Raw genomic sequence first — 13790 nt, forward strand, 5'->3', positions numbered from 1 at the left:
AGAGCACAAACCGCATCCGCGATATCGGAAAGGGGAAAACACCGAATGCTGAGAGGATTATATACGGCGACCGCAGGCATGATGACCCAACAGCGCAGACACGACACGGTCACGCAGAACATCGCCAACTTGAACACGACGGGGTACAAACAAGTCGAGAGCGTGGCACGTTCTTTTCCGGAAGTGATGATCGGGCTTCAAGGCGGCGATCAAGGACAAGACAATCGTCAGGTCGGCAAGTTGAACACGGGCGTATTCGCGGAAGAAAGCATCGCGATGATGGTGCAGGGCGACGTGACGGAGAGCGGTTCTTCGGACGATCTCGCGCTGGTCTCCGATCTTCAGGTCGCGAATCCGCAAGGCGGCAACTTGGTCTTCGACGCTTCGGGCAAATCCGTGCAGGCGAACGGGACGGTCGTGTATAAGCCTCAAGCTTTCTTCAACGTGCAGAACGCGGAAGGCGGCGTAAGCTACACGCGCGACGGCGATATGCATCTGACGGCCGACGGCGTTCTCGTGACTTCGACGAATCAGACGGTACTCGGCCAGAACGGCCAGCCGATCCGTTTGACCGGCTCCATGGACGATTATTGGGTACGGGAGAACGGCACGATCTTCGAAAAGGCGACAGGCGCGGCTTCCGGACGGATCGGCATTACGGTAGCGGAGAAGCCGGACGGCTTGACCCGCGACGGCGAAGGATTGTTCGCCGAGAAGACGCAGGGCGTCGCTTCGCTGCGAGCCGCGACGAACAACGACCGGATCGAAGTAAGACAAGGCTATCTGGAACGCTCCACGGTCGACCCGGCGCAATCCATGGTCGATCTGACGGCGGCGCTGCGCGCGTATGAGGCCAACCAGAAAGTCGTGCAGTTCTACGACAAGAGCTTGGACAAGGCCGTTAACGAAGTCGGAAGAGTCTAATTAAGGAGGCCCATTCATGAATAACTCGATGATCAGCGCTTCGGTGACCTTGAATAACCTCCAGCGCAAACTCGATCTGATTTCGGATAACATCGCCAACGCGGATACGGTCGGTTACAAAGCCAAGCAAGGCAGCTTCGAAGATACGCTCACGCGCGTGCAGCAGCAGGACAAAGCTTTTCAATTGGGCGGCCGCCGTACGGATGCGGGATTTAACATGGGCTTCGGCGCGCGTATGGGCGAAGTGACCGTCGATCTGACGCAGGGTCCGCTCAAAGAAACGGGAAGCGACTCGGATATCGCGATCGAAGGCAACGCGCTGTTCGAGATTCAAGCGAACGGCCAGAAAGCTTGGACGCGCGAAGGCGGTTTCCAATTGGCGCCTTACGGAGCGGACGCGCGGAACATGTATCTGCTGACCAATCAGGGACATCCGGTGATGGGAACGAACGGTCAGCCGATTCGGATTCCGGTGAACACCAAGATGCAGGTGGACAGCGACGGCCGCGTATACGCGCAGGGCATAAACGGAAAAAGTACATTGGCCGGACAGCTCTCGCTCGCCCGCGTTCAGCACTCCGAAGGTCTGACGCAGGTGGACGGCAACGTGTTCCAACTGGCTGCCGGGGCTAACGAAGCGGACGTTTTGACGAATCGCGGCGTTACGGCGCAGGTTCGCCAACGGTACCTCGAACAGTCGAACGTCGACATGACCAGCCAGATGACGGATATGCTGCAAGCGCAGCGCGCTTATCAGTTGGCCGCGAAGGCGCTGACGTCCAGCGACACGATGGCGGGGATCGCCAACAGCATCCGTCAATAACGGAACATCCAGAGGCTCGCCGGCTCGGCGATTCCATAAGCGATACATCGAAAAGGTCCGAAGCTCCGGCGATTTGTCCGGGGCTTCGGACTTTGCGGCAAGGAGGTTTGCAAGTGGAAAAAGTCATGGACGAGCAGGACAAGACTCCGAAACGCCGCAAAAAAACGTTCGGGAGAAGGCTGCTGCGGTTTGTTCTTTTTTTGCTCTTTTTCGCGGTATGCTTGGCGGGAGGTTTGGTCTTCGGCTACGTATACGTCGGCAAGCAGGAGCTTGAGGAAGCGTTCAAACCGGAGACGTGGAAACATGTCTTCGATCTGGTTTTCGCGCCTTGAGCGGATTTGCATAAATTTTGCATGAACGTGCGCAGAGAGCCGTTTCCGGTACTGGATCATCCGGGGACGGCTCTTTTGCTGCGGTGCTTTTCCGCGATTTCTTTTTGCTGCGGGAAACTGTATAATGATGGAGGAAATTGCCGAAGGGAGTTTTGCTCGTGATGTTGGATTCGCAGCAGATTCAAGAAATTATTCCTCACCGTCCGCCCTTCTTGCTGGTGGACCGTATTCTTGAGGTCGAGCCGGGCAAGAAAGCCGTCGGCATCAAGAACGTAACCGTTAACGAACCTTTCTTTGTCGGACATTTTCCGGGTTATCCGGTAATGCCGGGGGTATTAATAGTTGAAGCGTTGGCTCAGGTAGGCAGCGTGGCGATGATGATCGTCGAAGAGAACCGAGGCAAACTCGGCTTTTTCGCGGGCATCGACGGGTTCCGTTTCCGCGGACAAGTCAAGCCGGGCGATACGCTGCATCTGGAAGTCGAAATGACGCGCTTCAAAGGTAAGATCGGCAAAGGGCATGCCGTAGCGAAAGTCGACGGAAACGTCGTCGCCGAAGGCGATATGATGTTTGCGCTCGCCGACCGCGAATAGGCCCCTTTTCAACCCCAACAATCCGGACAGGGAGGCATATCAAACATGAGTCTGAACGAAAAAACCGCCGCGGTCGTCAATCAGTGGCTGGAAGACCCGAGCATCGACGAAGAGACCAAACAGGAACTGCGCGCGCTCGAATCGCAGCCTGACGAACTGGAAGACCGTTTCTATCGGGAGCTGGAATTCGGCACGGGCGGTCTGCGCGGCGTCATCGGCGCGGGCAGCAACCGGATGAACCGTTACACGGTAGGCAAAGCTACGCAGGGATTGGCGCAGTACATATTGGAAACGGCCGAAGGCAAAGAAGGCAAGCCTTCCGTCATTATCGCGCACGACTCGCGTCATTTCTCGCCGGAGTTCTCGCTCGAAGCGGCGCTGGTTCTGGCGGCTAACGGAATCGTGGCGAAGCTGTATCCGTCGCTGCGTACGACGCCGCAGCTGTCGTTCTCGGTTCGCCATCTGCAAGCGGACGGCGGCATCATGGTAACGGCCAGCCACAACCCGCCGGAATACAACGGCTACAAAGTCTACAACCACGAAGGCGGCCAACTTGTTCCGCATGAAGCCGAGCGCGTCATCAGTCTCGTACAGGGCGTGCAGTCGTTCTCCGAGATCAAACGGATCACCCGCGAAGAAGCCGAAGCTCAAGGACTGCTGGTCTGGCTGGGCGACGCCGAAGACGAAGCGTTCATCGAGACGGTCGCGAGCCTCTCGCTGAGCCGCGAACAGCTTGCCGCCGGCAAAGGCGACGATCTGCAGATCGTGTTCACGCCGCTGCACGGTACGGGCAACCTGCCGGTACGCCGCGTGCTGGAGCGCATCGGCTTCAAGAACGTGACCGTGGTTCCGGAACAAGAACAGCCGGACGGCGATTTCTCGACCGTCAAGTCGCCGAACCCGGAAGAGCGCGAAGCGTTCACGTTGGCGATGAAGCTCGGCGAAGAGCTGAACGCGGACATTCTGATCGGCACCGACCCGGACTGCGACCGCATGGGCGCGGTCGTGCGCAACAAAGAAGGACAGTACGTCGTTCTGAGCGGCAACCAATCGGGCGCGATCATGGTCGATTACGTGCTGGGCCGCATGAAGGAAGCGGGTACGCTGCCGGAGAACGGCGCGGTCATCAAGACGATCGTGACGAGCGAGATGGGCGCGGTCATCGCCCGCCATTACGGCGCGGAAGTGCTGAACACGCTGACCGGCTTCAAGTACATCGGCGAGAAGATGACGCAGTTCGAACAGACGGGCGAGCATACTTTCTTGTTCGGCTACGAAGAAAGCTACGGTTATCTGGCCGGCAGCTACGCGCGCGACAAAGACGCCGTGCTGGCTTCCATGCTGATCGCCGAAGCGGCCGCTTACTACAAAACGCAGGGCAAGACGCTGTACGAAGTGCTCGAAGGCCTGTACGCGAAATTCGGCACGTTCCTCGAACGTCTGGAATCGCGCACGATGAAAGGCAAAGACGGCTTGGCCAAGATCCAATCGATCATGGCCGACTGGCGCGACAACCCGCCGACCGAAGTGGCCGGCGTCAAAGTCGTGCAGACGCTCGATTACGCGCAGGGCATCGACGGCCTGCCGTCGGAGAACGTGCTGAAGTACATCTTGGAAGACGATTCTTGGTTCGTGCTTCGCCCTTCGGGCACCGAGCCGAAGATCAAAGTTTACTTCGCGGTGCGCGGCGATTCGCTGCCGGCGGCCGAAGAAGCGGTGCAGCGCTTGGTAGCGGCTGTGACCGAGCGGGTAGACGCTTAATCCGTCCGCCTTTACAGTCTCCAGAAGGTCCCGACGATGCCTCTTGCCGGAGGGCGCCCAGAGGGTGCGCTCCGACAGGAGGCGTCTGATTTAGTGAGCAGCACGAACGAACATCAATCGAACAACAATGCCGGAAGATTGCTTCCGGCAAGGAGGTATACCGAACTTGAGTCAGAAGTGGCGGCAGTGGAATAAGGCTGCAATAAAAGGATTATGGGTCCTGGTGATCCTCGGGCTGGTGGCAGCCCTTCCGGTCGCGTACGATCGCATCCGGACGGAAGGCACGTCCAAGAACGTGGAGATGATCTTCGATTATCGGGATCTCGTCCAGGTCTCGTCGTATCAAGGGAACCCGAACTCGTTTATCAACGAACAGCTCGACGCGTTGAAAGAAGCCGGCGTGAATACGATGGCGGTCTACGAAGCGACGCTGACGGAATTGTCCAATGCCCGAAGAATCACGGTGTACAGCGAACAGGACGCGGCGCGTCTGACCGGCAAAGTATTGACGGCCAACGAGAACGCGACTTACCTGCTCTTCACCAACGCCGAGATTCAGGCCAAGATCGAACCGATCATCCGCAAGGCTTTTGCCAGTCAGGATATCGCGGTCGAAGATTGGACGTTGAACGGACGCAGCGGTCTGAAGATCGCCACGCCGGTGCAGAACGCCGTGCTCAAAACGATGGAGCCGGACCCGATCGCGATGGAAATGTTGGAGGCCAAAGGATTCCATCTGCTGCCGCGTCTGGGCAACAGTTCGATCTACGATCAGGAATCGCTCGCTTCGCTGCTCGATCGCTTCAAAACGATGGGCGTCGATCGCATCTTGTTCGACGGCGAAGAAGTGCCCGGCTATGCCGAGGAACCGGATGAGCGCCATCTGGAAGATTTCGCGAAACTGCTGAACGAACGCAGCATCGGGATCGCGGCGATCGAGAATCTGAAATCTCCGCAGCGCGGTTTCGAATCGCTCGCGAAGATGACGAATTACAACGTCGCTCGCCTGTACTCGCTGAGCGGACGCGATTCGGCGCTCGATCCGGACATTATCGCCGATCGCTTCGCTCTTGCCGCGAAAGATCGCAATATTCGCATGATGTTCATTCATACGGCCGTGCAGACCAATACGCTCGAAGGCCGCATCACCGACACGATCGAGAATGTGATCGAGAGCCTCGACGGGCCGGAAGGCGCGACGAAGCGCATCGAACATTACGGCTTCAAGTTCGGCCCGGCGTCGTCTTTCGACGTCGCGGAGATGGCCGGACAGAATTACTTCCGTTGGGTCGCCATCGTAGGCGCGGTCGCGCTGGTCGCTCTGGCGGTGTCGATCTTTATCCCGCCGCTGACGCTGCTTGCCTTCCTGCTGGGTCTTGTCGGCGTCGCCGGCCTGTACGTACTGCGCCCGCACTTGATGGAACAAGCGCTCGCGCTGTTCGCGGGCATCAGCGCGCCGACGATCGCGATGGTATTCGCCGTCCGCAAGATCGACCGTTTGTACGAAGCCGGGCAGAACATGAGCCTCGGCCGCCGCTTGGCGCACGGCATTCTGCTGTTCCTGCGGACCAGCGCCATGTCGCTGATGGCCGTGCCGTTCATTATCGCGCTGCTTAACCGCGTGACGTACCAACTGGTGCTGGAGCAGTTCCGCGGCGTCAGCCTGCTGCATCTCGCGCCGATCGCGCTGACCGCGCTGTACGTGCTCTTTTACCGGAAAAACTCGGCGTTCGGCAGCGTCGGCAAGATTCTGCGCATGCCGATTACGGTCGCTATGGTCGTGATTATCGCGGTCGCCGGCGTGGTAGGCATGTATTATCTGTCGCGTACCGGCAACAGCGGCAGCGCCAGCGGATTGGAGAAAATCACGCGTACCCTGCTCGAAAATACGGTCGGCGTGCGTCCGCGCTTCAAAGAATTCCTGCTCGGACACCCGATCTTTATCGCCGGCGTAGTCGTGGCTCTGCGTTATCGCCATGCGATCTACGTCATGATTATCGCATCGATCGGCCAATTGTCCATGGTCGATACCTTCGCGCATATCCATACCCCAATCTGGATTTCGTTCATGCGTGACCTGCTCGGAATCGGCTTCGGTATCGTCGTCGGTCTGGTCTTCGTGCTCGTATGGCAAATCATCGAAAGGTGTTGGAAGAAATGGTCGCCGCTGCTCGCAAAATTGTAATCTCCGGTTACTACGGCTTCCGCAACAGCGGAGACGAAGCGGTCCTGAAATCGATTCTGACCGCGCTGGAACAAGAAGGCAAACGGAGCGGCGTGGCGTTCGAGCCCATCGTTCTCTCCGGCGATCCTTCTTGGACTTCCGGCATCTACGGAGTCAAGGCCGTTCACCGGATGAATATGAAGGAAGTACGCGCGGCGTTGCAGGAGAGCGACGGTCTGATCAGCGGCGGCGGAAGCCTGCTGCAGGACGCGACCAGCCCCAAGACGATTCCTTATTACGTCGGCGTGATCCGTCTCGCCCAATGGCTCGGCAAACCGGTGTTTATCTACGCGCAGGGCGTCGGGCCGGTCAATCGCAAGATTTTCTATCCTTTCATTAAAGGAGCGTTCAAGCGCAGCATGTACGTCTCGGTGCGCGATCAGGAGTCGTCGGAGCTGCTGCGCGCGATGAACCTCCCGGCCGAACGGATCGAGATCGTGCCGGACCCCGTCATGGGACTGCCGCTGCCGACGGGCGCGGCTTCCAAATTCCCGGCCGGCAAGCCGGAAGAAGGCGAGCTGCCGAAGATCGGGGTATCCGTCCGTTTCTGGGACGAAGGCCGCGCGGAACTGGCGGGCATCGCCGACGGACTGCGCAAACTCGCGGAGACGCGAAACGTGCATTTCTGCTTCCTGCCGTTCCATCTGCCGGACGACGAAGCCGCATCGAATTACGTGATCGAGCGCATGGGCGACGTGAAGTCGCTCGGCTCGAAGATCACGATGCGGCAGAACGAAGATCCGCAGGCCATGCTGCTCGAAGTCGGACGCTGTTCCGCGCTCGTCGGCATGCGGCTGCACAGCTTGATCTATGCCGCGTCGCAGCGGGTTCCGCTCGCCGGCGTATCGTACGACCCGAAGATCGACAGTTTCCTCGCGCGGCTCAAAGTCAAAGCGATCGGCAGCAGCCAGCAGGTGCGTCCGGAGCGGTTGGCCGAAGAATTGAATCATCTGCTGGACGACGCCGACGGCTGGAAGCGCGAACGAGAGCCGCTGATCGCGGAACTTCAGCGCGAAGCGGCGCGCCCTGCCCGGGCGATCGCCGACTATTTTGCACAAAAAGGATGAGCGATATTGAGCAGTCATACCCATCTGGAAGCCGGAACCGGTAAGGTGCCGGTCACGTCCATCCTCGGCGTCGAAGTCTCGAAGCTCGATATGCGGGGAACGGTCGAGGTCTTGGAACGCGCCGTAGCTTCGGGCCTGCCGCATCAGGTAATCACGGCGAACCCGATCATGATCATGGCGGCGCTGGAGAGCGAAGACAACATGCGCGCCATGCGCGAAGCCGAATTGATCGTGCCGGACGGCGCGGGCGTGGTCTGGGCCGCCGAGCAGTTCGGCGATCCGGTCGCGGAGCGCGTGGCCGGATTCGACCTGCTGCACGAGCTGATGAAGCGCGGCGAACAACTGGGCTGGAGCGCTTATCTGTTGGGAGCGGCGGAAGAAGTGGTTCAGGAAGCAGCCAGCCGGTTACAGAAACAGTATCCGAAGGTGCGAATCGTTGGCGTGCGCAACGGATACTTCGGCGAGCCCGAAAACGCGGGAGTCATCGAAGCGATCCGCGAAGCGAAGCCGGACCTGCTCTTCGTCGCGCGCGATGCCAAGACGCAGGAACCGTGGATCGCCCGCCATAAGCACGAATTGGGCGTTCCCGTCATCATGGGCGTGGGCGGCAGCTTCGACGTCATCTCCGGCAAGACCAAACGAGCGCCGGTATTCATGCAGAAACTGAAGCTCGAGTGGTTCTATCGGCTCGCCAAAGAACCTTCCCGCTTGCCGCGCATGATGGCTCTGCCCCGATTCATGCGCGTCGTCAAGAAAACGAAAAAGAAAGACAAGTAAAGGCAGGCCTGCCAAAAAGATAGATAAATAGAGAGAAACGGCCGAATTTGCGCAAAAAGGATAAAAACTTGCCTCGGATTCGGTCGATGTAGACGAAAAACCGCAGATTCATGCTGGTATTCGCACGCAGAGCGGGTTATAATTATTCCCGGTTGAAACACTATTGGAGGTTGGAGACAATCATGCACATCGTCTATATTCTCGGCTTCGTACTCGCCCTTGGATTGGCCCTCGGTCTGACGCCGCTCGTGAAGCGGTTCGCGATCAAGGTCGGAGCCGTGGACGTGCCGAACGCCCGTAAAGTGCATACGCGCATTATGCCGCGCCTTGGCGGACTCGGAATCTTTCTTGCTTTTGCCATTTCGCTGCTTGCGATTATGCCGTTCCTGCCGTTCGAACTGGCGGGTCGGGACGCAGACTTCATCAAAGCCTTCCTGACGGCCGGTACGATCATCGTGCTGACCGGTGCCCTGGACGACCGATTCGACCTGAACGCCAAGCTGAAGTTTCTGATTCAGACCGGTGCGGCCTGCGTCGTCGTGTTCGGATTCGGCATCAAAGTAGACTTCGTCAACGTTCCTTTTATGGATGCCTATTCTTCGCTCGAGAACTGGATAGCGATTCCGCTGACCGTCTTCTGGATCGTCGGCGTCACGAACGCGGTCAATCTGATCGACGGACTGGACGGCTTGGCGGCCGGCGTGTCCGGCATCGCCATCGGCACCATCCTCGTGATGTCGCTGATCAACGGCAATCTGCTCGTCGCGATGCTCTGTCTGCTGCTGCTCGGCGGCATCGTGGGATTCTTGTTCTTTAATTTCCATCCGGCCAAGATCTTCATGGGGGATACCGGCTCGCTGTTCTTGGGCTTCAGCTTGGCGATGCTGTCGCTGCTCGGCTTCAAGCAGATCGCGGTCCTGTCCTTCATCACGCCGCTGATCATCATCGGCGTTCCGCTGTCGGACACGTTCTTCGCGATCGTGCGCCGCAAGCTTCAGAAGAAACCGATCTTCGCGCCCGACAAAGGCCATCTGCATCACTGCCTGCGCGAACTCGGATTCAGCCATCGCCAGACGGTGCTGATCATCTACGGAATCGCCGCTTTCTTCGGCGTGCTGGCGGTCATTCAGTCCGCTTCCGCGATGTACGAAGCCAACTGGGTCACGTTCGTCGTGATCTGCGTGATGATGTTCTTCCTTCAGATCGGAGCGGAAATCATCGGACTGGTCGGCAAGACCAAGCGTCCGGTCCTCCATCTGCTGTCGCGTCTCAGAATCAAATCGACCGATCGAACGGAACCTTGATCCGATCGTTCTCGGGAAGATAACCCGCCGTGCATAAGCCCTGCCTGACCGGATAACCGGTAGGCGGGCTTTTTTTGTTTTGACAAATATTCCCGCAAGTTTTGATAAAAACAAATAAATTGGGGTTTTTTATAACATATCCATGAGGTCGCGCCGATAAAAAAAATAACGAGGAGAAAGGAGCGAGGCCATTACGAGCACATTGCAAGTCGTCGTAACGTCCGAATACCTATCGAAAGTTCAATATAAGGAGGATGTATTTTGAAAGCAAAGCTTAGATCGGCTTACGCCTTATTACTGGCCATCACGCTCGTCATCGGCTTGATTCCGGCAGGAATCGTGCGCGCGGCGGATAACGATAAGTACTTCCATATCAATAACTTGAGTACTTCTGCCGCTTCCCCGACTACGACGAACAGCAACGTCATCGACGTGGAATCGACTTTCAGCGGCGTGTCCAAAGACTCCATCACGTATCAAGTCATCACCAAAGTCGGAGGCAATCAGGTCTACGACAGCGGCGAGATGAGCGTAAAACCGAACTTCACGGATAACAACACGTTCGTGTTCTCGGGCGTTCAGCTCAAAGAAGGCATCAACGAAATCATCATCAGCGGTCAAGCCAGCTCGACGGGAGCCGCAGGCAACAAAGTCAGCGTGAGCGCGTTCGTCAGCTACTCGAACTTCGCGGTCATCAGCGACGTAGCCCTGCTCGACGGCACGAACCGCAAATTGTACGACAACAAACCGATCGTCGTCACCACTCAATCGCCCGCGCTGAACATCACGGCGTTGAACGCGACGACGGTAACGGTAAACGGCACGAAAACGGTAGGCAGCAACGGCACGTTCGTCGCGACCGACCTCAAGCTTAACAAAGGCATGAATACCCTTGTCCTTGTCGCTTCGACGAGCACGAAGTCTTCGCAAGTGACGCGTCAGCTCGTGTATTATCCGCAAACCGCGGCTAATCTGGGCATGCCGTACAACGTCTCCATCGGCGGCCAACAAGTCGACGAGACGCCGACGATCGTAGCCGACAGCCTCTCCGGCAAGATCACGGGTTCCATGATTTTCAATGAACAAGATCCGGCGCCGACAGGCGGCGTAACCAACTTCTCGGCTACGCTGACCAAGAACGGTTCCACGGGCGATTATGCCGGCATCGACGCAGGCGACGTAACCATCACGCCTACGACGAGCGATACGGGCTACAAACAATTCACGTTCTCCACTTCGGCGATCGCTCAATCGATTACCGCAAACGGAACGTATACCCTGTCGATCTCCGGCAACTACGGCGGACAGCAGCTGGACGGAGCTTTCGTCTTCTACTTCCGTACGGGAAATACGCCGGTAATCACGCAGGTCAACCAACTGTACAACGTAACGGCACCGACAAGCGGCACGACGTTGACGGCGGGATATTCGTCTTCCGTATTCCCGGACAACTCGACCGTATACGAACTTCCGGTCTGGGTTGAACTGGTCGTAGAGAACGCGGCGACCGACTATGCGGTCACGTCGATTCAAGACGGCAAAGAGCAGACGATTACGTCGACCCGCTACACGTCGGCCGAAGGCCGTCCGGTATTCAAACTCTCGAAGCTGCCTTCCGGTCCGCAAACGCTGACGTTCACGGCGACGGGAGCGGGCGGCGACAGCGTCAAAACGATTCAGATCAATTATATTCCGGCTCCGTTTATCGACCTGACCAACGTCTATGACGGTCAGACGTTCACGGGCAACAGCATCGACACGCCTCCGGGCAAAAAACCGTTCACGGGCATCAGCGGCCGTCTGGTCAACTTCGCGGCTTCCGATCTGGACAGCCTCAAGCTGACGCTGAACGGAACCGTGGTTTCGCTGAACAGCGGCGGCTTTATCAGCGCCAACAATACGTTCAACGTTCCGACATCCCCGACGGTCAAACTGACTCCGGGACCGAACACCATCGTGCTGAGCGGTACGGCAGGCGGCGTTCCCGTCAAAACGACGATCACGGTGTATATCTTCTCCGACGACGTTCCGGTCATCGGCACGCTGTACCCGCTGCCGGTCGGCAAATTGGCCGACAGCACGGACGATCCGATGTTCAAAGCATCCGGCACCGACAAATTCACGACGGGTTCGAGCCGCATGGACGTGGTATTCGGCCTGACGAACGCTACGCTGGTCAACGTCTACAACGACGGCAACTTGATCGCGACGTCCAAGCAGGACCCGACCAACAAGCTGGTGTGGAACAACGCGACGGGCAACCTGACGTATACGGTTAACCCGCTCGATTACTCCGCTCAGTTCGTATTGAGCAACGTTACGCTTCCGCCGAGCGGCGACAAGACGATCCGCATCGAAGCGCTGATCGGCACGACTCGCGTCACTCGCACGCTGGTCGTCACTCGCGAGCTGTCGCAGTACTCGCTGCTCTCGCCGAAGCTGCCGAACGAAAATATCATCAAGCAGAACTTCGTCGACGTCAGCATCAAAGCCGAAGGCGCGGACAAGATCGTCATCGGCAAACAAGAGATGGTCAAGTCCAAAGACGGCAACGACATCTTCCGTCTCACCGTAGGCAACCTCAAAGCGGGCAAGAACACGGTGAAGTTCACGATCTCGCAAGGCACGCAGAAGCTGAACGACAGCTTCGAGATCACGTACTCGCAAGAAACGGTTCCGGGCTCGCAGTTCAAAGCGGCCGTACCGACTTCCGGCAAGCTGAACGTGTTCAAAGGCCTGATGTCCATCACGCTGCCGAAAGGCACGATGTTGACGGTACCGGGTTCGCAGGACGAATCGACCGAAGCCATCAACCTGTTCAACTCGCAGCAGATGCTGTTCGGTATCGCCAATCCGGAAGACGGCCGTACGGTCACCACTTACAACCCGGTCGGCGAATTGGACGGAACGGGTCAACCGTTGGACGGACAGCTGAAGTACCAAAGCTCCGATACCGGCGCGATCGCGACCCTGAGCACGCATGATCCGCACTTCGGCGCCGCTTCGAACCTCTTCTGGGTAGACGCCGGTTACTTCACGGGCGATCAGACGGGTACGGGCGACTTCACGACGGTACAGGGCAGCCAGCCTTATAACAAAATGTTCTATTCGCGTAACGCCAACTCGTATTGGCTGGCTCCGACGCAGCGCGGAACGATCACGCTGAAATACGATTCGAACATTACCAATGCGCTGTCCAGCAATATGGGCATCTGGAAATACAACCCGTCCACGGGCGGCTGGACCGATCTGGGCGGTAAAATCAACACGGGCAGCAAGACCGTAACGGCGACGCTCGACGGCTTCGGTTACTACACCGTCATGGCGCTTCGTTACAGCTACGACGACATCATCTCGCACCCTACGGCGCGCGACGATATCGAACTGGTCATGTCCCGCGGCGTGATGCAGAGCAAAGAATCCGGAGAGTTCGGCGTATACGAGATGATGACGCGCGGCGAATTCGCCACGATGCTCGTCAAGATGCTCGATATTCCGCTCGATTACCCGCCGGTCGGCGAAGCGTTGACGTTCCAAGACGTCACCCGTTACACGGCCGACTACCGGATGGACTACCGTTATATCGAAACGGCGGTCCGCAAAGGCATCATCCGCGGCGTCAGCCCTCGCGTCTTCCTGCCGTACGGCACGGTAACGCGCGAAGAAGCGGCCGTCATGATCGCCAGAGCCATGAACCTCAAGCTCGGCGACCAAGCGAAAGATTTGGCTAAACTGCAGAAGACGTTCACCGATACCGGCTCGATCGCATCGCCTTATTCGATCACTTCCATCCAAGCGGTCGTAGGCGCGAAGATCATGAGCGGCAAAGCGAACACTTTGGCGACAGGCTCCAAAACGACCTACCGTTTCGACCCGACGGCAACGTTCACTCGGGCGGAAGGCGCGGTCATTACCAAAGCCATCATGCAAAAAATGAAGAAGCTGTAACTTTTCGGACCGACGAAGCGTCTCTATTATATAGAGG

The 13790-nt window shown here is 57.9% G+C and carries 10 protein-coding genes; all 10 read left to right on the top strand.

Features of this window, described 5'->3' with window-relative positions:
* Positions 1-45: 45 nt before the first annotated feature.
* The 10 genes from CDO73_RS24505 (at position 46) to CDO73_RS24550 (ending at position 13753) form a co-directional block, all read left to right on the top strand.
* On the top strand, positions 46-924 hold the full coding sequence (locus tag CDO73_RS24505; protein WP_088491125.1) for a flagellar hook-basal body protein: 879 nt from the start codon (positions 46-48) through the stop codon (positions 922-924).
* Between the two features lie 16 nt (positions 925-940).
* Positions 941-1747: a flagellar hook-basal body protein gene (locus CDO73_RS24510; protein ID WP_088491126.1), complete on the top strand. Its 807-nt coding sequence runs from the start codon at positions 941-943 to the stop codon at positions 1745-1747.
* A gap of 113 nt (positions 1748-1860) precedes the next feature.
* The gene (locus CDO73_RS24515; RefSeq protein WP_256972838.1) at positions 1861-2079 is read left to right on the top strand and encodes a DNA-directed RNA polymerase subunit beta; all 219 of its coding nucleotides are present in this window, start codon (positions 1861-1863) and stop codon (positions 2077-2079) included.
* Between the two features lie 161 nt (positions 2080-2240).
* On the top strand, positions 2241-2672 hold the full coding sequence (fabZ, locus tag CDO73_RS24520; RefSeq protein WP_088491127.1) for a 3-hydroxyacyl-ACP dehydratase FabZ: 432 nt from the start codon (positions 2241-2243) through the stop codon (positions 2670-2672).
* A gap of 45 nt (positions 2673-2717) precedes the next feature.
* The gene (locus CDO73_RS24525; protein WP_088491128.1) at positions 2718-4433 is read left to right on the top strand and encodes a phospho-sugar mutase; all 1716 of its coding nucleotides are present in this window, start codon (positions 2718-2720) and stop codon (positions 4431-4433) included.
* 166 nt (positions 4434-4599) lie between these two features.
* Positions 4600-6618: a DUF5693 family protein gene (locus tag CDO73_RS24530; protein WP_088491129.1), complete on the top strand. Its 2019-nt coding sequence runs from the start codon at positions 4600-4602 to the stop codon at positions 6616-6618.
* Positions 6591-7724 (top strand): polysaccharide pyruvyl transferase CsaB, encoded by a 1134-nt coding sequence (csaB, locus tag CDO73_RS24535; protein ID WP_088491130.1) that lies wholly within the window; start codon positions 6591-6593, stop codon positions 7722-7724. The genes CDO73_RS24530 and csaB overlap by 28 nt, the downstream gene beginning before the upstream one ends.
* A 90-nt stretch (positions 7725-7814) precedes the next feature.
* Complete coding sequence (locus CDO73_RS24540; protein WP_088491155.1) at positions 7815-8501, top strand: WecB/TagA/CpsF family glycosyltransferase; 687 nt, start codon at positions 7815-7817, stop codon at positions 8499-8501.
* 182 nt (positions 8502-8683) lie between these two features.
* A complete protein-coding gene (locus tag CDO73_RS24545; protein ID WP_088491131.1) occupies positions 8684-9805 on the top strand; it encodes a glycosyltransferase family 4 protein in 1122 nt (373 codons plus the stop codon).
* A gap of 261 nt (positions 9806-10066) precedes the next feature.
* The gene (locus tag CDO73_RS24550) at positions 10067-13753 is read left to right on the top strand and encodes an S-layer homology domain-containing protein (RefSeq protein WP_088491132.1); all 3687 of its coding nucleotides are present in this window, start codon (positions 10067-10069) and stop codon (positions 13751-13753) included.
* The last annotated feature ends 37 nt before the right edge of the window (positions 13754-13790 follow it).

The organism is Saccharibacillus sp. O23 (assembly GCF_002205895.1).
Taxonomy (GTDB): Bacteria; Bacillota; Bacilli; order Paenibacillales; family Paenibacillaceae; genus Saccharibacillus.